Source organism: Paraburkholderia sp. EG304 (assembly GCF_046543485.1).
In the GTDB taxonomy this organism is placed as follows: domain Bacteria; phylum Pseudomonadota; class Gammaproteobacteria; order Burkholderiales; family Burkholderiaceae; genus Paraburkholderia; species Paraburkholderia youngii.
The window spans coordinates 1-20,853 of the sequence record NZ_JBKGUA010000026.1; the positions used below are offsets into that span (position 1 = coordinate 1).

12 protein-coding genes are annotated in these 20,853 nt (G+C 64.0%); 4 read left to right on the top strand and 8 right to left on the bottom strand.

Annotated features, from left to right (window positions below):
- Window positions 1-213: 213 nt before the first annotated feature.
- Window positions 214-2,184 (bottom strand): transglycosylase SLT domain-containing protein, encoded by a 1,971-nt coding sequence (locus ACLFKU_RS26525; RefSeq protein WP_410851061.1) that lies wholly within the window; start codon window positions 2,182-2,184, stop codon window positions 214-216.
- Between the two features lie 693 nt (window positions 2,185-2,877).
- Here ACLFKU_RS26525 and ACLFKU_RS26530 point away from each other — a divergent pair.
- The 4 genes from ACLFKU_RS26530 to ACLFKU_RS26545 all read left to right on the top strand — a co-directional run bounded on the left by ACLFKU_RS26530 (window position 2,878) and on the right by ACLFKU_RS26545 (window position 13,781).
- Entirely contained in the window at window positions 2,878-3,666 is a 789-nt protein-coding gene (locus ACLFKU_RS26530; protein ID WP_410851062.1) for a BMP family ABC transporter substrate-binding protein, read from the top strand.
- A 372-nt stretch (window positions 3,667-4,038) separates the two neighbouring features.
- On the top strand, window positions 4,039-5,019 hold the full coding sequence (locus ACLFKU_RS26535; RefSeq protein ID WP_410851063.1) for an ATP-binding protein: 981 nt from the start codon (window positions 4,039-4,041) through the stop codon (window positions 5,017-5,019).
- Between the two features lie 930 nt (window positions 5,020-5,949).
- A complete protein-coding gene (locus tag ACLFKU_RS26540; protein ID WP_410851119.1) occupies window positions 5,950-6,624 on the top strand; it encodes a response regulator transcription factor in 675 nt (224 codons plus the stop codon).
- A 737-nt stretch (window positions 6,625-7,361) separates the two neighbouring features.
- Window positions 7,362-13,781 carry an autotransporter outer membrane beta-barrel domain-containing protein gene (locus tag ACLFKU_RS26545; RefSeq protein WP_410851064.1) on the top strand — a complete coding sequence of 2,140 codons (6,420 nt, stop codon included), beginning with the start codon at window positions 7,362-7,364 and terminating at the stop codon, window positions 13,779-13,781.
- A gap of 220 nt (window positions 13,782-14,001) precedes the next feature.
- Here the strand turns inward: ACLFKU_RS26545 and ACLFKU_RS26550 are convergent, their stop codons facing one another.
- The 7 genes from ACLFKU_RS26550 to ACLFKU_RS26580 are packed head-to-tail and all read right to left on the bottom strand — an operon-like array spanning window position 14,002 to window position 20,809.
- The gene (locus tag ACLFKU_RS26550; RefSeq protein WP_368581614.1) at window positions 14,002-15,183 is read right to left on the bottom strand and encodes an NAD(P)/FAD-dependent oxidoreductase; all 1,182 of its coding nucleotides are present in this window, start codon (window positions 15,181-15,183) and stop codon (window positions 14,002-14,004) included.
- Window positions 15,176-16,606 carry an FAD-dependent oxidoreductase gene (locus tag ACLFKU_RS26555; RefSeq protein WP_410851065.1) on the bottom strand — a complete coding sequence of 477 codons (1,431 nt, stop codon included), beginning with the start codon at window positions 16,604-16,606 and terminating at the stop codon, window positions 15,176-15,178. The genes ACLFKU_RS26550 and ACLFKU_RS26555 overlap by 8 nt, the downstream gene beginning before the upstream one ends.
- Window positions 16,596-16,937, bottom strand: coding sequence for a (2Fe-2S)-binding protein (locus ACLFKU_RS26560; protein WP_410851066.1), 342 nt, complete (start codon window positions 16,935-16,937; stop codon window positions 16,596-16,598). Before ACLFKU_RS26560 ends, ACLFKU_RS26555 begins: the two co-directional genes overlap by 11 nt.
- 7 nt (window positions 16,938-16,944) lie before the next feature.
- On the bottom strand, window positions 16,945-18,081 hold the full coding sequence (locus ACLFKU_RS26565; protein ID WP_410851067.1) for an NAD(P)/FAD-dependent oxidoreductase: 1,137 nt from the start codon (window positions 18,079-18,081) through the stop codon (window positions 16,945-16,947).
- On the bottom strand, window positions 18,078-18,875 hold the full coding sequence (locus tag ACLFKU_RS26570; protein WP_410851068.1) for an ABC transporter permease: 798 nt from the start codon (window positions 18,873-18,875) through the stop codon (window positions 18,078-18,080). The genes ACLFKU_RS26565 and ACLFKU_RS26570 overlap by 4 nt, the downstream gene beginning before the upstream one ends.
- A gap of 4 nt (window positions 18,876-18,879) precedes the next feature.
- Entirely contained in the window at window positions 18,880-19,752 is an 873-nt protein-coding gene (locus ACLFKU_RS26575; RefSeq protein ID WP_368581619.1) for an ABC transporter permease, read from the bottom strand.
- Window positions 19,739-20,809: an ABC transporter ATP-binding protein gene (locus tag ACLFKU_RS26580; RefSeq protein WP_368581620.1), complete on the bottom strand. Its 1,071-nt coding sequence runs from the start codon at window positions 20,807-20,809 to the stop codon at window positions 19,739-19,741. The genes ACLFKU_RS26575 and ACLFKU_RS26580 overlap by 14 nt, the downstream gene beginning before the upstream one ends.
- Window positions 20,810-20,853 lie beyond the last annotated feature (44 nt).

Genomic DNA, 20,853 nt, shown 5'->3' on the forward strand with positions numbered 1-20,853 from the left:
ACGGTAACAATGGGCATGGATTTCCCCTCCTGTGGGTATTGATGAAGGCTCAGACCTCATCATGGCACTTTGATGCCGAACCGCGGCTTCCGCCGCAGCCTCGGGACGGGGAAGTCCCTTACATTCGAATACCCCGAACTGCAGTTACCTTCGCCCACGTACCACAATGGCTCTTTGTTTAATCCGTGCGGTCAGCGGGGAAGCGTTGCTATGTCATCGGGGCTCGATATGACCAAGCAGCTCCATCAGCGAATGCGGGCGGCCATCAAACAACGCCGCGTAGTAGACCGTGTTCGACAACACATTCTTGACGTAGTCGCGGGTTTCGTTGAACGGAATAGTTTCCGCGAAAATCGCGCCTTCCACCGGACGCGGGAGGTTGGCCTGCCACTTGCGCGGGCGTCCAGGGCCGGCATTGTAGCCGGCGGTCGCGAGCACGGCCGAACGGTCAAGCTGGTTGTAAATCATCGACAGATAATACGTGCCGAGCTGGATGTTCGTGTCGAGCTCATTCATCCTCGCCCGCGAGAGCGGACCGAGCCCGATTTTCCTCGCGACCATCTCCGCGGTTTCCGGCATCACCTGCATCAGGCCGCCTGCGCCAACCTCCGAGCGCGCACTGATGTTGAAGCGCGACTCCTGGCGAATGAGGCCATATGCCCATTCGATATGGGACCCGTTGGACTGCGCATCTCGCTCGACAATCGCGCGGAAGGGCGCCAGATAGCGCAGCGAAAAATCATGCTCGGTCTGCGTCCTGTCGGCGGTGCTCACAGTCCGGTCGTAGAGCTCGATGCGGCGTGCGTACTCGGCGACTGCGAGCAGTTGCCGGTCGGTCATGCCGCGCAACTGCCAGTTCCACTCCCGGTTGCCTTCCGTGCGCAGGTTCAGCGCATAAAAACGTTTTGCCAGTTCGAAGCCCGGTGTCTGGCTGGCCTTCTTAACTTCTTCGTCGGTCACTTTGATCTGTGGCGGAATCACGATCTGCTGGCCGAGCGCCTCGGAGGCCAGTTGGCCATAGAAGGTGTAAGTTCCCGCGATCTTCCCGAATTCCTGGTTCGCCGCTGTCACCTCGCCGGCCTGCTTCAACGCGCGTGCGTACCAGTAGACCCACGGTGGTTGTGCGCGCAGCGCGGCCGGCATCTGCTCGATCGACCAGCGCACCATCATCCAGTCTCCTGCCAGCAGCGCGCTGCGCGTGCGCCACTCATAGGCCTGGCTCGACAGGGGCGCGTTCGCCGACAGCCGGTACCAGTCCACCGCGCCTGGCAGCTGCCGGGTCGCCGCCTGATAGGCAATCGTGCCCCAGCCGATAGCGCGTTCCGCCAGGGCGAGCGCCGGTGCGATCGCGGTGAAGATGGCTGCGGCCGCTGCCGGATCGCTGGCCGCTACCTGCGTGATGGCGAGCAGCGCGAGTTGATGGGACGCCGAGTCCATCGGGACGCCTTTCGCCAGCAGCACGCGCGGCTGGTTCCTCGCCTGATCGAGCCGCAGCGGATCCGGGCGCGCCGTGCCCAGCGCATCGACCAGTCCGCCACCGGTCCTCGTCGCGCCCTGTTCATAGGCCTCGCGAATCTTCTGCCAGACATCCTCCGAAGTGAACTGGTGATTACCGTCGAGCGCGGTGATCAGATCGACGCAGCCGTCGCCGTACCACTTCGGCTCGACGAGCAGCGCGCGCGCCGCGTCGGCGACGTTTTCACCCCGCGCGGCGCGCGACTCGAGCGCATAGCAGTTCACCTGCGTGTCGTCGTTCAGGACGAACAGTGAATATTGGGAATCGAAATCCTTCCAGTCGTGGCGGGCGCCCAGCACGCGCAGGTAGTCGTTGCGCAGACGGTCGGCAATCGCCTGTCCGTCGTAGCGTTGCAGAAACGATAGCACCGGTACGTCCGGCGCATCGAGATTCGCATGCCCCGCGCCGATGAACAGACGCGGCTTGATCTGAAAATAGCTGAGATAAGCCGGCGCCGGATAATTTCGGATCAGTCTCGCCAGCTGCGCGGCACGCTCGGGATCGTTGTCGCGGGCGGCGTCACGCAACTTGATGAAAATCTGATCGTCAGCGGAAAGCGAGGAGAGTCGGGTGGGATGTCTGGCCACCGCCGTGCCAGACACGACGAACGTCGCGGCGGCAAGGGCAAAGCCGATCGCGTGAGACGCCCGGTGACGTCGTGTGGACATCGCTGTTCTTACCTTGTTTTAGTGCAGAAAATTGAGCCAAAGCTTAGGCCGCAATTCGGCGAAGCGAAGCTTCGAAAAAGACTGGACCCAGCCCGCAATTCGGCGCTTTGCGAGCCGGATGGTTGCCTGCAGCAAGCTCGCGGAGGGGTGCAACCTGCGTACAAAGAAAGCCGTGCGCTGGATCACCACGCCACTTGATCGCGTTCTCGCGAGATCGTGGCGGGGGCGCCGTCTCACGCATCTAATTCCAGCCTAATTCTCAAGGGGGAGAATTCGTTGCGCAGCACCTCCCGAGCGCTGTACCTTCAGCTTGATGTGGATTAGCCGCAGCCCGAGTCTAAAAATCTCGACTACTTAATTGTCATGGTCGGTGACCTTATCTGAGTGGAAAGCAGTAGCCCATTTCGCTTAACCTGACAAAGCCGGCAAAAACCCACAACCCGCTGTTGGTGCGACAAATCGCTCTTGACGTTATCTTCCGCGCCTGCATAGACTTTGGACGTATTCAGGTCAGTTCTTCAGAACATTCGACTATCTGAGGAAGCGCATAGAAACCCTGCCCGAATGAAACCGGCCCCCGTCAACGAGCGACGTCGCGTTGCCTGTTCGCTGCTCGCACTGTCTGCGTTCGCCCCGACCGCACTCCGAGGCGCGACGCATGCATCCGTTGCAGGCACGGTTAGCAGATGGCCCGTGTTGCTGTTCATTCCCTTCGCCGGAAGCGATCTCGGATTCAGCGAAGCCGCATATCGCGGCTACCTCCAGGTCCGCCACAACGGCTACCGGATGACCGTCGTGCGCGATGCCGACAGTCTGGGTGCCGCGCGAATTCTCACGGTTATCGGCCGCCACTACACGGCAGGTGTACGCGGTTTCATTCTGGCAGGCGCTGAGTTGAGCGCAGTCACCGCAACGGCCGCAGCACAATACCCGCAAGCCTATTTCGCGACCTTGTCGGGTAAGGCGAGTGGCCCCAACGTCGTCAACTATTGTCTCGATTGCAAGAGCCTCGGTGGCGCGCTTGCTGGTGCTGTTGCCGCGAGCGTGTCGAAGACGAAGACCGTCGGCTTCGTCGGCGGCGTAGAGTCTGTCGACGGTACGGAGGCGCAAAGCTTCAGGCAGGCCGTACTTGCCAAGGCGCCCGACGCAACGGTTCTGATAGATTGGGTCGGCAACTGGGGTGACCGCCGACGCACGCAGCAGTTGACCGTGCAGCAGATCGACGCCGGTGCCGACGTACTCGTTGCAGATGCAAATGACGCGGTGATCGTCGCGGCCGCCCGCCATCCGCGCGTCCGCGTGATCGGCTGGATGGCCGATGCATCGCGTCGGTACGGAAACGTCGCAGCGAGCGTGATCATCGACACGAGCATCATTTTCCGGCGTTTCGTCGATGGAGTGGTCGCGGGCCGATTTGAGGGCGGCGACTACCCCGTCGTCGATACGGACAATGTCTGGAAGGTTGTGTGGCCGCACGGGTAACCGCTGATATACGCTGAACTCGATCGCATGAGCTCGTTGAAAAACCAGATTACTGTAACGTTGATCGTACTGGTCACGGCAGTCGGCCTCATCGATGCGTATACGTCGTATTGGCTGTCGCGCAAGCACATCGGCGAACTGCTCGACGTGCACTTACAGGGCGCCGCTATCTGGCTGTCCGCCGGCAACGTCGGCGCGATAGGCTCACACGGTCCGCCGCAGCACTCCGTCGACGGCTTTGTCGGGCAAATCTGGAGGAGCGGCGACGCGGCGCCAACGGATAATACCGATCCGGAGCTGCTATTCGATCGCAATGCGCCGGACGGATATTCGATCGAGAGTATCGGCGGGCATGCCTATCGCATTTACACGTTGAGAAAGGCCGACGGCCAGTACACGTACCAGGTCGGACAGCCGGTGGCGTTCCGCGAAGAGACAGCAAGGCATGCCGCGCTCGAAAGCCTGATACCCACGCTCATCCTGATTCCACTCGTCTGGCTCGCTATTCCCTTTGTCGTCAACGCGGCGTTCGCGTCGCTGTCGCGTGCAGCGGCGCAGTCGGAGTTAGTCGGCATCCGGCATCTCGAGCCTCTCGATATATCGGGCGTGCCGGACGAGGTACGACCGTTCGCGGCTTCGGTCAATCGGATGATTGCCCGGCTTCAGGTTGGTATCGACGCTGAGAAACGATTCGTCGCCGATGCCGCGCACGAGTTGCGCACGCCTATCGCTGCGATGCAGCTCCGCGTCGACAACCTCGTCAACGCTCCCGACGAGGCGGCACGCTCCGAGCGTCTGCGCGAATTGCGCGAGGCCATCGCTCGAGCGTCGACGATGATCCGACAGCTTCTCTCGCTAGCGCGAGCTGATGCACAGCTCGATCTGACAGCAATCGAGACAGTGGATCTGTCCCAGTTGGTTCAGAAGCTCGTCGCGGATTTTCTGCCGGTTGCAGATGCACGCTCGATCGATCTTGGTGTAGGGAAGTTCGAGAGCGCGCAAGTTGAAGCGCGTGAAGGAGAATTGCGTATGGCCGTGCGCAATCTGCTTGAGAACGCACTGCGCTATACGCCTGCCGGCGGAACCGTCGACATCGATCTGTTCCGAAGCGCCGACGACGTGGTGGTGCGCGTGACCGACAACGGACCGGGCATTCCGGAAGCGTCCCTGGACCGGGTGTTTGATCGCTTCTTCCGTCTGCGTGCGGAGGATTCGGAAGGTAGTGGTCTCGGGCTTTCGATCGTCAAATCGGTCGTGGCGAAGTACCGGGGTTCTATTTCGCTTGCAAACCGCAGCGATGGACACAGTGGTCTGATCGCTACAATCGTTCTGCCGGCGCGCGGCACTATGTAGGAGAGTGGGCCCTGAATGGCACCCGGTCACGGGTTTCGGTCTGGAAGCGGCGCAACGCTAATTCTCATTAAATAGGCACCGTACATACTGGCATTGTGACTACGTTCCTGTCAGGTCGCCTTCTCTGAGCAGCGAGTTGCTTGCAGCTCTTTTGGTGATGCCTGCGATCAGTGCGATTGCAGTAGCGACTTGCGGCGAGCGCTTTGGAGATGTTCTAAGGATTATCGCAACCCTTTACAGTACATCTGTCGATCAATGGAAATGGATCGAATACTTGAAGACATAAGAAGATTGGAATGTGTTTCTGACGTTGCTTTGATGTCACGTGTCGGGGAGTAGCGTGATCGAACGTCGGTCGACGCCAATCATCGCGGCGAGGGAAGGACACTTTGGCGGCGCAGCGGGCGCATGCATAGGTCGCCTGACTTCATCCGCAGCCGTGCATCGCGACCGACCCCATTTAATAGGCCCGAGGAAGGGCCGTTCCGTCGATTCTCATTCCAATCTAATTCTTAGGATCTAAAATATTTCCTGAGACGAAAATTGCGGATTGGCGGGCTGAAAAGCCCCGGTGCAGAGTGGATTCCGGGAGTTATTGCGAGGGAATCCCTAGCGCAAGATCGTCGCCTACGCGAGAGGGACAACATGTTTAATGTGTGTTTACTGCCCGTCGATTCCGAGGATAGTGAGTGTTCAGCCACCTGTGGAAATCCGGGGCGATACAGCTTCATCAGTTCCGGCATTCTCGAGTGGTTCAGGAAGGTTTTCCCGCGGAGAGCTAATTCGCCTGATGCGAAGCTTCCGAACTCTTGAGAAAAACCGGCGCATTACGCATGAATCGCAAATCGCTCAGGCGAGAAACGCGCCCGCGGAAGAATGTTCCTTGCCCTGCGCCCAACGACAACGCTCCATTGCCGTGGACATTGCACTATGCGAGTGCTCATAGTCGAAGACGACCTGCAGATCGGTCAAAGTTTGCTGCGCGCGCTTCAGGATGCGGAGTACAGCGTCGACTGGGTCCGCGACGGCAATGCCGGCAGCGCGGCCATCGCTGCCGTTGAATATACGCTGGTCTTGCTCGATCTTGGTTTGCCCGGCATGGGCGGCATCGAATTGCTGAAGGCGGCGCGTGAGAAGGGGAGCAAGGTGCCCGTACTGATCCTGACCGCACTTGACGACCTTGACGCCCGGGTCCAAGGGCTCGATTTCGGCGCTGACGACTACGTTCTCAAGCCCTTCCACCTGCCCGAACTGCTCGCGCGGATTCGTGCCGTGTTGCGTCGCAGGGCAGGCTTTGCGTCGTCGCGTCTAGGCAATGACACGTTGAACCTCGATCTCGACAAACGAACTCTATGCTGCAACGGAGTGTCATCCGTTCTGTCGGCGCGCGAATTCGCATTGATGTTCGCGTTCCTTGAACGCCCCGGCACTATCCTTTCGCGAGATCAGCTCGAGGGGAAGCTTTATGGTTGGGGTAAGGAAGTCGAGAGCAACGCGGTCGACGTGCTGATCCACGGTGTACGCAAGAAGTTCGGACAGTCTGTGATTCGCAACGTGCGTGGCCTCGGCTGGACTGTGACGCTCGGCGAATCGCCCGAGGTGTGACCGCGCGTTTCGGCTATGTTCCCGTACGACGGCGATGTCAATTTTCCGGGCTCTTGTTGGCGGAAATAAAGCGAATCTCCAAATATTCTTCTTCGAAGCACTTGTGACGATCGGAGACCCCCGAAGAAAAGCATAGTTCTGCGGCGCTCAGGAAGCAGCCATTCACATATCGAATCGTGCTAATCCATACTTTCGTCAACATTACGCCGTTGCCGGTCTTGCCGGCCGATGTTCAGCAGAACACCTTCTCCCGGTCACCATAGAACACCAACCGGCTTGCCATAGCGCGACGCCCGTCGTGGAAGCGGAGTCCCAGGCTCGAAATTCGCGCCGCGCTCTTCAGCTCCTCGATATTCGCATTTTTGTTCCATTGAACAAAGCCCGGCTAGCGGCACCTGATGTTCCCTCCTACTAATAGTTATCTAAGTTATCACGCGCACTATGCAACTTAAGCGCAACGGATTGATGTCTTTTCAAACGCGCATTGGGTGCCTCGGCACGCTGGATCGTGAGATTTATTATGAAAACATTTAACCATATTAAGTCGCTTTTAAGTTTCATGATTATGTGACCATGCCTCCGCCGAATTATTCCGGCGAAAGTTAGAAATTAATCATCTTCCTGTGCAGCGCTCAATTTCGTAGGCATCACTTGCGAGTGCCGGCTTGCGGTCATTCGTCGTGTCCAGAAATCGGATTTTGTCCGATCGAGCCGGGTCGCCAGTAAAACCAGTCTCTGTGCGACTCGCAGACAGATTCGATGTCTTTTCAAAAGACTGGAACCAGTTGCACCTGTTATTGCGACAGAACCGAATGAGGAAGTTCGTGTACATATTCAAGCATTCATCGCATTGTGAGTCTGCGCGGACATTGACGTCGGCGCCTTGTTTTGAGGATTGCTGCGGCCGCAAGCGTCGGACCGTGGTTGCGTTGGCTTCTGCCGTAACGTCGCTTGCCGCGCTGTTTGTTCCGGTCGCTGTGCGAGCCCAGTGCAACAGCAGCGCCAACCCGGCGCTGCCTGCGGCGCCGGCACAGACCAACTTTTCCAATCAGTCGTTTGGCGCAGCGCCGCTTCCGCAGTACTACCTGAACGCCGCGGGACAGGCGGGATGCAAAGGCGCCGACGACGGCTCTTGGAACGGAGTGGGCCAGGATGGCTTCGCTGGTCAGTCAGGTGGTTCCTTTAACAGTGTCAACAGCGGAATTACGGTGAAGGGGGGATTCGCGCCGACCTTCATCAGCCCCACGATGGGAGCGGGATGGTCCGTCGACGGTGGTGATGGTGGTGCCGGCGGACAGGGCGGTTATGACGCCAATGGCTCCGCCCACACGGGAAACGGCGGGGCGGCAGGCAATGGCGGCGCGGTCTCCGTGCAGTTTAGCGGCACGGTTGGTCCCGACCCGAAAGGTGTCCTTCCGGAAGTTGCGCTCGACGTGCAAGCCAATGGCGGCACCGGCGGAGTGGGTGCCGTGTCCAATGCCCAAGGTACTGAGCCGCTCTACGGCGGCAACGGCGGAGCAGGGGGGCGGGGTGGTCAGGCAGCGCTTAGCGCCTCCGGCAGCATTCAGTTCTATGGTGTCGGCCTGCGAGCGTCCGCCCTGGGCGGGACCGGCGGGGTAGGTGGCAACTCGCCGACTCCGGGCGATTTGGTTGTAGAAGGCCATGGAGGCAAGGGCGGCAACGGCGGCGCCGGCGGTACCGCGACGCTTGCCTTTCAGAACGGCAGTCTGACCGCCAGCACCCCGGCAGGCCAGATCTTTCCGATGCAGGCCGACGCCGATGGCGGTACGGGCGGCAGCGCTGGTGGCGCGTACGGTGGAAGTGGCAGTTTTGGCGGGACCGGCGGCAACGGAGGCAACGGCGGCACAGCGAGCGCGGAACTCGGCAGCGGTGGCCAGATCGTGTTCTCCGATCAGATGCAACCGGCGAATAGTCGGTATCAGCCGGGCAGCGGCGTAACCGCCAAGGCGAACGGCGGAGCGGGCGGGGGCGGTGGCACTGCCATCGACGGCTCATTCCGCAACGAGGGTGGTGTGGGCGGCAACGGCGGAATTGCCGGCAGCGCCAGCGCCACCGTCCTTGGTTCCATCGATTACACCGCGAATGTTCCGGCCGGGCAGTCTGCTACCGGGTTGATCGGGGGTGAGGGGGTGCTGGTGCAGGCCAATGGAGGCGCCGGCGGTATCGGTGACGGCGCCCAGAGCACTGTCGTGGGTGAAGGCGGTGATGGTGGTAAGGCAGGCGCTGGCGGGGAGGCTTCGCTGACCCTTGGAGACGCGGCGAACACGGCGACGATTAAAACGAACGGCCCATATACACATGGCGCGTTGGTGCAAAGTGTCGGAGGCGGCGGGGGCAATGGCGGTAGTGTCAGCTTCGCGCTGGCCGGCACGGGCGGTGCAGGTGCCGCGGGCGGCGATGGCGGCGCGGTCACGGTGAACTCGGACCACTCCTTTGTCACGGTCGGCAGTCAATCAGGCGTAGGCAGCATCCCGCTGATCGCGCAAAGCATCGGCGGTGGCGGCGGAAGCGGCGGTGACGCCAGCGGCGTCACCGCTGGCGCGGGCTTCGAGATCGGCGGCAACGGCGGCCAGGGCGGCAATGGCGGCGCGGTGAAACTCACGCTGGGCCAGAACAGCGTGTTTGGCAGCCTCGACCAGAGCGGTGGAGCCGGCATCCTTGCGCAAAGCATTGGCGGCTCCGGCGGCAATGCCGGCAGCGCGACGTCGAGCGGCGGGGGGCTGATCACCATGGTGATCGGCGGTGATGCCCACGGTGGCGGCGCGGGCGGCCAGGTCACCGTTGACAACGGCGCACTCGTCACGACCTACGGCGACCACGCAGCCGGTATCAAGGCTCAGTCGATCGGCGGCGGTGGCGGCAATGGCGGCAACGCTACAGCGTTCACCGTCGGCGGCCCGCTGTCGAGCTCGGTTGCCGTCGGCGGACAAGGCGGCGGAGGCGGCGCGGCCGGCGCGGTGTCGCTGACCAACACGGGGCAGGTCGTTACGTATGGTTCGGACGCCGAAGGTGTCGTGCTGCAAAGTATCGGCGGCGGCGGCGGCTCCGGCGGCAGCGCCACGGCGCGTGCCGTTGCCGCATCGGCCAGCCCAAATATTCCTTCGATCAGTGTCAGCGCCGCTATCGGCGGCGCCGGCGGGACCGGCAACACCGGCGGCAATGTCACGCTTGATAATTCCGGCCTGATCACCACTGCGGGCGACAGCGCGACCGGCGTTTTCGCGCAGTCCGTCGGTGGCGGCGGTGGTACGGGCGGCGACGCAACCGCCGCGTCCTACTCCGCGTCGCCTGCCAAGGGGGCGTCCCTGTCGGTCTCCGTGGCTCTCGGGGGCAGCGGCGGCAGCGGCGGCACGGGCGGCGCCGTCAACCTCGAAAACTCAGGGCTCGTCGCAACCCTGGGCCAGGACGCCCATGGTGTGTTCGCACAGTCAATTGGCGGTGGCGGCGGCAATGGCGGAACGGGCGATGCCTCGGCAACGGCGGCTAACGCCAAAGCCAGCTTCAGCGCGTCAATCGCGGTGGGCGGAACGGGTGGAACGGGGGGGACGGGCGGCACGGTCGGCCTGACCAACGACGGTTCGATCGCGACGCGTGGCGACGGCGCCGATGCCGTGTTCGCCCAGAGCGTGGGCGGCGGCGGCGGCGCAGGCGGCGGAGGTACCGCTGCGGCCAGCGGCGGCAAAGATGCCATCGCCGTGGGTGTTGGCGGCAAGGGTGGCGTCGGCGGCGACGGCAACACGGTGACGACGACCAACAACGGCAACATCGTCACCCGCGGCGCGGCCTCGACCGGCATCTTCGCGCAAAGCGTCGGCGGCGGCGGGGGCAAAGGCGGCAAGGGCGCGGCGGCCGCGGGCGGCAGCGGCGGCCTCGACACGATCTCCAACGCCCAGACGCTGTTTGGCATTCTGGGTCAGGGCCTTGGCCTCAACCAGAACGTGCAGAACCTGGGCAACAACATCCTGCAGGTCGGAGTGCTCGGCGAAAAAATCAAAGCGACTTATGGTGACCTGGAAAAGCTTCTCACGCAGCCGGACGGGGTATCGAAAGTTCTGGGCACCGTGAACCAGATCAGCGTCGGCGTGGCGGTCGGCGGCAGTGGCGGCGCGGGTGGCCTGGGCGGCGCGGTGAACGCCAGCAACACCGGCGCGATCGGCACCTATGGCGCGCAATCCCACGGCATCTTCGCGCAGAGCGTTGGCGGCGGCGGCGGCAGCGGCGGCGCGGCGAGTTCGACCGGCAAGTCGAATAATGATTCGAAGGTGCAGGCCGCGGTCGCCGTGGGCGGCAGCGGTGGCGCGGCGGGCTCGGGCGGGGCGGTGAGTGTCGTGCAGAAGGCAAATGGTGCAGTCGAGACGCAGGGGGTGGAAGCGTTCGGCGTGTACGCGCAGAGCGTAGGCGGCGGTGGCGGCAACGGCGCGATGTCGGGGGCGGTCAGCGGTTCGCTGAAAAGCCTGTCGATCGCCGTGGGCGGCAATGGCGGAGGCGCCGGGAATGGCGGCGACGTAAGCGTCAGCAACGGCGGCACGGTCACGACACTTGGCAAGCACAGCGTCGGCATCCTCGCGCAAAGTATCGGAGGCGGCGGCGGTGTCGTGACGACCGCGAGCAGCGATGAGACATTCGATCCTTCCAAAGCCGTCCAGAATCCGCAGGGACGGATCGCCGACATCTACGGGGTGACACTGAGCTTCGGTGGTCAGAACGGCAGTTCGGGAAATGGCGGCGGCGTCACTGTCAACACGCAAGGCAACGTGACGACGAACGGGCTTGACGCGCACGGTATCGTCGCGCAGTCGATCGGCGGCGGGGGCGGGTTCGTGGCGGGCGGACAGATCAACACGAACACGAACGCGCTCGTTGGCGCCGGCGGCGCGAGCGGCAATGGCGGCAACGTTCTTGTCGTGGACACCAATCACACTGTCTCTACCACCGGCGACGGTGCGTATGGGATCGTCGCACAATCGATCGGCGGTGGCGGGGGCTTTGCCGGCGACCCGTCCGCCCCGAACTACTACGGTGACAATACGGGCGGCGTGGTATTTGCCAACAGCGGCAATGGCGGCACCGTCAACGTCATCGTGGTAAACGGCGGGAAGGTCGTGACGACCGGCCGGTACGCGCCGGCAATCTTCGCGCAATCGATCGGCGGTGGCGGTGGTCTGGTGGCCTCCAACTACAACTCAAGCCCGCTCGGCCCGCTGCATGATGTGGCACGTGGCAGCGCGGGTGGCGCCGGCGTGGGCGGCCTGGTCGCCGTCAACGTCAGGGATAACGACACGGTCATGGCCACAGGTGTCGGGTCCGCCGGCATCCTCGCGCAAAGCGACGGCCAGAAAGGCGGGCAAATCTCGATCCACCTGGCGCCCGGGTCGAAAGTCATAGGCGGCACGACCGATCCCAATTTCCGGACCTCCTCAATGGGGGGATTGGACCCGGAGTTTCGCGACGCTGCCGCCGTCCGTCTGATCGGCGGCAATAACAACATCATCACCAACCAGGGCACCATCCAGACCTTGGGCAAATACGCGATCCTGGTGGACCCCACGTTGTATGGCGAGGCGTCCGCCACCACCACGGTCAACAACTCCGGCACTATCACCGGTGACATCCACGTCCTTGGTGGCCCCGGCAACAGCGTTGTCAACAATCTGCCAGGGGGCGTTATCGACACACCGGCCACGCTGAACGTCGGAGGCGGCACGGTGAACAACGCCGGTACGCTGAAAGTCGGCGGCGCGAAGTCGATCGGCAATACGATTCTCACCGGCAATCTCGTGCAGAGTTCGACTGGCACGCTGAACGTACAGATCGATCCGGCCAACAAGCGGTCCGATCTGCTCAACATCACGGGTACCGCCGCGCTTGCCGGCAAGGTGCAGGCCGATCCGGTGAGCTATCTGAAGAGCACGAGCACCGTGCTGTCGGCGGCCGGCGGAATTCGGCCGGATACGGCGCTCGCGGGTTCTTCTACGCCGGTCTACCGCTTCACGCCGCTGGTGCAGGGCAACACCGTCGCGATCAAAACCGATGCGGACTTCGTCGGTGCGAGCAAGGGGGCTTCGGCCACGCAGCAGAGTGTCGCAGCCAATCTGGACCGGTTGTGGAACAGTGCCGATCCTACCTTTGCTCCCATCTTCGGAGCCTTCGGTAGCGCCGGTAGCACGGCGGGCTATTCCCAGACGCTAACCGCCGTTTCCGGCCAGGAGTTGCTCGGCGTTGCCGCTGCACGCTACCAGTCCAGCCAGGCATTCTCGCGCTCCGTCTTCAGTTGTCCAGAGTTCGGCGACGACGACACCACCGTGAGAAAGCAGGGCTCCTGCGTGTGGTTCCGCGCCACGGGCATGTGGGAAAACCGCAGCGCCGACGCTTCGTTCCCAGGTTTCGGCTGGCAAGGTACGACGATGAAAGTCGGCGGGCAGGTCCAGCTACAGCCCGGCTGGTTCCTCGGTGGCGCCATCGGCTACGAGACCGACCGTTTCACCGGCAACGACAACCTGACGAGCGCCAACGGCAATGCGCTTCTTGGCGTCGTCGCGCTCAAGCACGAGGTCGGGCCGTGGACTTTCAGCGGTGCGGTGGACGCGAGCTACGGCTGGTTGAACAGCTCGCGCGTGATCCCGAGCGCCAATGCGGTGGCGACCGCCTCGCCCAATTCGTTCAATCTCGGAATGCACATGCGCGCGGCCTATCAGATTCCGTTCGGCCGTTTCTACCTGGAGCCGGCGCTCGACGGCGACCTGAACTACATCAATCTCCCGGGCTACACGGAGAGCGGTGCGGGCGCGCTCAACCTGAAGGTGAATAGTGCGAACAGCGTCATTGCGACCGGCACGCCGAATCTGCGGATCGGGACGCGCGCGCAGATAGGGTCAGCGACAGTCGACGCTTATGTCGGCGCCGGGGTGAGCTTCATTGCAGGCAATAGCTACACGACCAACGCGTCGTTCGCCGCTGCCCCGGGTTTCGGCAGCTTCACCAATACGCTCACCAATGCGCACGTTGCAGGCAAGTTTTCCGCTGGGGTAGAGGTCTATACGACCAAACGTCTCGATGTACGTCTGGAGTATGACGGCGTCGTTGCCGCGCACGAGGTCGAGAATGGCGGCCAGATCCGGTTCAAGTACCGGTTCTGAAAACCTCCGGGACCCGGACAATGCAGCAAAAGCCATAAAGCGTAGTTGGATTGATGACCAGGATGCGCTGTCGCAAATCCGGTTCGGGTACCCAGTGCGCAGGTTGATTCAACACGCGCGCGTCGTCGACGTGACGGAATGGGCTTATGGCGGTCGATTTTTCGCCCGGCTCTCCTTGGTTTGAGTACAGGAAAGCGCGCCGGGCGGCGCTCGGCTGCGATCAGTGCGCGGCGGCGCTGGCCGTCGGCTGCGGCACGGACTGGCGCGTAAAGCGGTCGATCGCGAAGTCGTCGAGCGGCAGCGAAGCCTTGCCGTCGAGCACGAGTTCGGATACGAGCCGCCCGCAGGCCGGTCCAAGCTGGAAACCGCTGCCGCAATAGCCGAACGAATAGACGAGATTCGACGCGCGGCGGCTAGGTGAGAGCACGGGCAGCGCATCGTCGGTGAATGCTTCGACGCCGGCCCACGCGCGGTTCACGCCGAGATGCCGCAAATGCGGGAAGAGATCGACGACGGTATTGGCGCTACGCACGAGCCGCGCGAAATCGACTTCGCCATGCCGGCCGTGCAGATCGGCGATACCGATCAGCTTGCCGCCGATCACGACGGTGCCATTGTCGAACTGCTTGAACGACAACGGACGCCCGGTTGCACCCAGCGTCGCGCGGCAGAACGGCGCGACGCGATGCGTGACCATCAGCATCAGCCCTTCGGGGTGCACGGGCACGCGTTCACCCACCTGTTCGGCCAGTTGTCCCGCCCACGCGCCCGCCGTGACGACGAGTTTGTCCGCGCTGAACCCGCCGCGCGGCGTCTGCGCGAACCAGCGCGTGCCGCGTTGTTCGATGCGCGTGACCGGCGTGCCTTCGAAAAACGCCGCACCATGCCGCTGCGCGGCGAGTCGGAAGGCGGTGGTGGTCTTGAACGGCAGCGCATAGCCGTCGCGCTCGACCCAGATGCCGCCCGTCACGTGCCGCGCGAGCGCCGGCTCGAGTTCGAGCACGCTCGCGCGGTCGATCAGCTTTTCGTGCGTGAAGCCGTGCGCTTCGAGTTGCGCGACGCGGGCGCGGCATTCGTCGAGTTCGGCTTCCGTCTCCGCGATCTTCAACTGGCCGGACGGCACGAAGCCGCCGTCGTCGCCGATCGTTTCGCGCAGGCTGTGCCAGATTTTGCGCGACATCAACGCGAGCGGAATCTCGGGCAGCGGGCGGCCGAGCGTGCGCACGCCCCCCGCATTGACGCCTGACGAGTGCCGCCCGACGTAGTCGGCTTCGAGCACGATCACGTTCGCGCCGCGCGCGGCCAGATGGAACGCGCTGCTCGAGCCGTGCAGCCCGCCGCCGATCACCAGCACGTCGGCCTCGCGCACGGCGCCGGAAGAGGAGCGGGTAGCGTCATTCACCGGCGAGTTCTCCGAGCGTCAGCGGCTTGATGGGCGGACGGATGCGGTAATAGCCGACTTCGCCCGGCGGCACCTTGCGCGCGTCGGCGATGATTTCGGTGACGGTCAGGCCGCACATGCGACCCTGACACGGGCCCATCCCGCAGCGTCCGAACGATTTCGCCTGGTTCGGGCCGAGGCAGCCGAGTTCGACGAAACCGCGCACGTCGCCCGCCGTCACTTCCTCGCATCGGCACACGACCACGTCGTCGCGCGGAATGCGGTTCGCGTCGCGCGGGCGGTACAGGCTGTCCAGAAACGGACGGATGCGCATCACGCTCCCCAGCGCGCGGCGGTGCGGCTCGGCTTCGCGCTCGCAGGCAGCTGCATCGATGGCACCGAGTTGACTGGCGACCCGTAGCGCGGCGAGCGCGCCCTGTTCGGCCGCCGCCAGCGCACCGCCGATACCGCCGCCGTCGCCCGCGACGAAGATGCCCGGCACGTCGAGTTCGCCCCATGCGTCGGTGGTCGGTGCGAAGCATAGCTGCGCGGCGTCCCAATGGTGGTGCGCGCGCAACGACAGCGTGAACTGCGTATTCGGCACGACGCCCTGATGCAGGAGGATCACGTTCGCGTCGATCCGCTGCGCACGGCCTTGCGTGCTGAAACTCAGCGCGGCGGCGCGCTCGACGCCTTGCGCGTCCTGCTTCGACTCGACGCGCAGTTCGTCGGCGGCTTCGTAGATGGGCACGCCCGCGGCGCGCAGCGTGCGGATCAGTTGCAGGCCCTTGCTCAGGTACGGCCACGCGCGCAACGCCGACAGCAGATGTTTCTTCGCGCGCCAGCGGTCTTCGTGACGAGTCGTGTCGACGAGTGCGCGGATCGGCACGCCGGCACGCACGTACTGCCAACCGAGCAGATAGAGCAGCGGACCGCAGCCCGCCAGCACGGGCGGCTCGGCGGGCACCTCGCCCGCGCTTTTCAGCAGGATCTGCGCGGCGCCCGCCGTCAGTACGCCGGGCAGCGTCCAGCCGGGAATCGGGAACGGCCTTTCCAGCGCGCCCGTGGCCAGAATCACGCGGCGTGCGTCGAAGCTGCCGACCTTGCCGTCCCTCAGATAGTGCACGGCATGTTCGCGCGTCACCTGCCACACGGACGCATGCGCGACATGCCGTGCGCCAGAGCGCGCGAAGGCGTCGGCGAGCGATGCGCCCGCCGCGTAATCCGGGCCGAGAATCTCCTTGCGGCGCGCATCGGCGCGGCCGATCGCCCGATAGATCTGCCCGCCGACGGCGTCCTGTTCGTCCAGCAGCACCACTGACAGGCCAGCGCTCGCGGCGCGCGTCGCCGCGCTCATGCCGGCGGGACCGGCCCCGACCACGACGACATCGACGGCTTCCGAAGGGAAACTCGACACGGTTTCGACAGCGTGATCAGCGGGCATGAGCGTCCTCCCGTGAAACATCGACGGGCGGCAGATCGCGCGCGCCCTCCTGCGAGCGGATGCGCATGCCGGCGCGCACGGTCACCATGCAGCTTTGCCGGCTCGGCACGCCGTCGATCTCGACGAGACACTCGAAGCACGCGCCCATCATGCAATACGGCGCGCGCGGCGCGCCCGAGACGGGTGTCGCACGGAACCGCGCGATGCCGGCAGCGAGCAGCGCCGCCGCTACCGACCGGCCGCCCGGCACGCGCAGCGGCTGATCGTTGAACCAGATGTCGACCGGCGCATCGGCGCCGGGCAAGGCCTTGAAGAGCGGTGTGGGGGTCATGTCGGAATCAGTGAGCGGGGGTGAGTGCAGGGGATTCGAGAAAGCGCGTGCCGGACAGCGCGGGGATTTCATGGGGCATCGCGCCGCCCGCGATCCACGGCGCGATGCGCAGCGCGTGCGCGGCGGCCAGCGTCACGCCGCTGTGGCAGGTGACGACGAACGCGCCGGGATGGCGTGCGGATTCGTCGTAGATCGGAAAACCATCGGGGCTGTAGACGCGCAACGCGGCCCACGTGCGCACCAGCCGCACGTTCTTCAGCAGCGGAAAGGCGCGCACGCCGCGCCGCGCAATATCGGACAGCACAGGCGTCGTCGTGAAGTCGTCGAAACCGACTTCTTCCATCGAATCGCCGAATTGCAGCGTGCCTTCGTCGGTTTGGCGCACGTTGAGGGTCGGGTAACGCAGGAACGGCGCGACGCGTTCGCTGATCAGCACCTGTCCGCGATTCGGTGCGACGGGCGCATGCAGTCCGACGTGCGGCGCGAGCGCGCGATTGCCGAGGCCCGCCGCGAGCACGACGCGCGCCGCGCGGTAGGTGCCGCGTTTGCCTTGTACCGTGAAGCCGCCGTGTTCGGGTGTGATGCGCAGCGCTTCCTCGTTGTTGACGAGCTTCACGCCGCGCCGCTGCATGCCCGCGTGGAGCGCGCGCAGCAGCTTGAGCGGATTGACGTGGCCGTCCATCGGCGTGTAGCTCGCGCCGATCACGTCCGGCCCGATTTCGGGAATACGCTCTCGCACTTCGCGCGCATCGAGCAACTGATACGGGTAGTCGCCCAGTTCACGCTGCAAGGCGCCGAGACGCTTCGCGCGTTCTGCGATTTCGTCTTCGGAGAAAAAGAAGTGGAAGCCGCCCGGCTGGCGCAGCGCGACGTCGATACCGGTTTCGTCGAGCAACGCCGCAGCGAGCGACGGCCAGCGCGAAGCCGAGCTGCGCGACCAGCGTGCATACGGCGACAAGCCATAGCCCTTGCCCTGAATCCAGACCAGCCCGAAGTTGCCGCGCGACGCGCGGAACGCGCCGTCGTCCTGGTCGAGCACGGTGACGTTCGCGCCTTCGCGCGCAAGGCCCCAGGCAACGGCGGAACCGACCAGTCCGCCGCCCAGCACGAGCACGTCGGGGTTGTCGGTAGCGTGACGAATCATCGAGCTTCTCCAATGAGGATGCGGTCCAGTCCGACCATGCGGTCGAGCAGCACCATCAGCAGAACCGTGCCGACGATCAGCACCGCCGACACGGATGCGACGAGCGGATCGATGGTCTGCGCGATCTGGTTGTACATGGCGACGGGCAGCGTGGTCGTGCCGGGGGTCGCGACGAATATGGTCATCGTCAGCTCGTCGAAACTCTGGATGAACGACAGCACCCATCCGCCGGCGACGCCCGTGCGGATCATCGGCAGCACGACGCGGCGAAACGCGGTGAAGCGGTTCGCACCGCACGACAGCGCCGCGCGTTCGGCATCGCGATCGAGCCCGACGGCCGACGACAGCGCGAGGCGCAGCCCATACGGCAGCACGATGATCACGTGCGTTGCCGCCAGCGCCCAGAACGAGCCGCTCAGATGCAGCAGCGACAGAAAGCGCAGGAACGCGATGCCGAGCACGACGGCGGGAATCATCATCGGCGACAGGAAGAAGCTCATCAGCGCGCCACGGCCCGCGAAGCGATAGCGCGCAATAGCGAGCGCGGCGGGCACCGCGAGCGCCACGCCGATGGTCGCCGCCACGAACGCGAGCCGCACGGAAAGCCAGAATGCCGACACGATGTCGTCGTTCTGCAGGATCGCGCGAAACCAGCGCAGCGACGCTCCGTCGAAGGGCATCGAGATGAAGCCCTTGTCGGTGAACGCGACCAGCATCACGGCGACGAGCGGTGCGAGGATGAAAGTGAGGAACAGCGCGTTGAACAGCAGGCCCCACAATCCGTTCTGTTTCATGGCGTCACTCGAAAATATGCTTGAAACGGCGCTCGGCGAGACGGCTGCAACCCATCACGATCGCGACGTTCGCAATCAGCAGCAACACGGCGATGCTCGCGCCGAGCGGCCAGTTCAGCGTACCGAGGAATTCGTCGTAGGCGGCGGTGGCCACCACTTTCAGGCGGCGCCCGCCGATCAGCGCCGGTGTCGCGAAAGCCGAGGCGGACAGCGCGAATACGATGATTGAACCCGACAGCACACCGGGCATGATCTGCGGCAGCACCACGCGGCGGAACACGCGCAGTGGCGAACCGCCCATCGACAGCCCCGCCCATTCGACGTGCGGATCGAGCTTTTGCAGCGTCGCCCACACCGACATCACCATGAACGGCACCAGCACATGCGTGAGCGCGATGATCATGCCCGTCATCGTGAACACGAGACGGATCGGCTCGGACGTAATGTGAAAGGCTTGCAGCGCGTTATTGAGCACGCCGTTATTGCCAAGCAGAATCTGCCAGCCGAGCGTGCGCACCACGACGGAAATCAGCAACGGGCCGAGTACGATCAGCAGACATAGCGACTGCCAGGGCCGCTTCATGCGCGCGAGCACGATGGTTTCGGGCACGCCGAGCAGTACGCTTAGCAGCGTCACGGCGAGCGCGAGACCCACCGTGCGCAAAAAGATTTCGCCGTAGTACGGATCGCTCAGCACTTCGACGTAATTTTTCAGCGTGTACGCGGCCTGCACACCGGCCACATCGCTGAACACGCGAAACGACAGCAGCAGCGTCAGCACGAGCGGCACGAACAGCAGCGCGCCGAACAGCAGCAGTGCCGGCGAAGAGAGCAGCCAGGGCGCCGCGCCCGCGCGTGAATCGTCAAGCGTTGCCATGAGCACGCTCCCGGGTCAGCACGCGCAGATCGTCGTCGGTGAACGAGAGTCCGACTTCATGGCCTTCGTCGGGCGGCGGCGCGCCGAAGTTCGGCTGCGCGACATGGAGTTTGCCGAGCGCCGTATCGACTTCGAGCAGCCACTGGTTACCGATGAACACGCGGTTCGCAATACGTCCGTGCATGCGCGCGTCGCCATTCGCAAGGCGTACTTTCTCCGGGCGAATGTAGACGTGCACTGCGCCTTCGACATCGCGCCCTTCGTGCGGCACGTGCAGCGTCGTGCCCGCCACATCCACGACGGCGCAGCGCGGATTACGCTCCCGCACTTCGCCAGGCAGCGTGTTGGTGCGCCCCAGAAAGGTCGATGCAAACGGCGTAGCGGGACGTTCATAGGCATCGAACGGCGTGCTCAGTTGCGCAATGCGTCCCTTGTGCAACACCGCGATACGGTCGCTCATCGTCATCGCTTCGACCTGGTCGTGTGTGACCAGGATGGTCGTGATGCCGAGTCGCTTCTGAATCGCGCGCAGTTCGATGTGCATCTCCTCGCGCAGCTTCGCGTCGAGATTCGACATCGGTTCGTCGAGCAGCAGCAGGTTGGGGCGCATCGCCAGCGCCCGCGCAATCGCGACGCGCTGACGCTGTCCGCCCGACAGTTCCTTCGGATAACGCGCGTCGAGCCCGTTGAGCCGCACCAGATCGAGCGCTTCGGTGATGCGCACCGCGCGTTCGTCGCGCTTCATGTTGCGCATTTCGAGACCGAAGCCCACGTTGCCCGCCACCGTCATATGCGGAAACAGCGCATAGCTCTGAAACACGACGCCCATGCCGCGCTTTTCGGGGCGCTCGTGCGTGATGTCGCGTCCGCCGAGCGTAATACGGCCTGCGCTCGGCGTGACAAAGCCGGCGATCATCTGCAGCGTGGTCGTCTTGCCGCAGCCGGACGGCCCGAGCAGCGACAGGAACTCGCCGCGTTCGACGGACAGATCGAGCTGCTCGACGGCAGTGAAATGGCCGTAGCGCTTCGAGATGCCCTGCAGGGTGAGAAAGGTCATGGCGTCGGTCCGGTTCGGAGTCGGGACGTGGGAACTGTGAAGCG

Coding starts and splice junctions, on each gene's coding strand:
- ACLFKU_RS26565 (WP_410851067.1), bottom strand. CDS start 18,081: ATGATTCGTCACGCTACCGACAACCCCGACGTGCTCGTGCTGGGCGGC.
- ACLFKU_RS26580 (WP_368581620.1), bottom strand. CDS start 20,809: ATGACCTTTCTCACCCTGCAGGGCATCTCGAAGCGCTACGGCCATTTC.
- ACLFKU_RS26525 (WP_410851061.1), bottom strand. CDS start 2,184: ATGTCCACACGACGTCACCGGGCGTCTCACGCGATCGGCTTTGCCCTT.
- ACLFKU_RS26555 (WP_410851065.1), bottom strand. CDS start 16,606: ATGCCCGCTGATCACGCTGTCGAAACCGTGTCGAGTTTCCCTTCGGAA.
- ACLFKU_RS26560 (WP_410851066.1), bottom strand. CDS start 16,937: ATGACCCCCACACCGCTCTTCAAGGCCTTGCCCGGCGCCGATGCGCCG.
- ACLFKU_RS26575 (WP_368581619.1), bottom strand. CDS start 19,752: ATGGCAACGCTTGACGATTCACGCGCGGGCGCGGCGCCCTGGCTGCTC.
- ACLFKU_RS26540 (WP_410851119.1), top strand. CDS start 5,950: ATGCGAGTGCTCATAGTCGAAGACGACCTGCAGATCGGTCAAAGTTTG.
- ACLFKU_RS26570 (WP_410851068.1), bottom strand. CDS start 18,875: ATGAAACAGAACGGATTGTGGGGCCTGCTGTTCAACGCGCTGTTCCTC.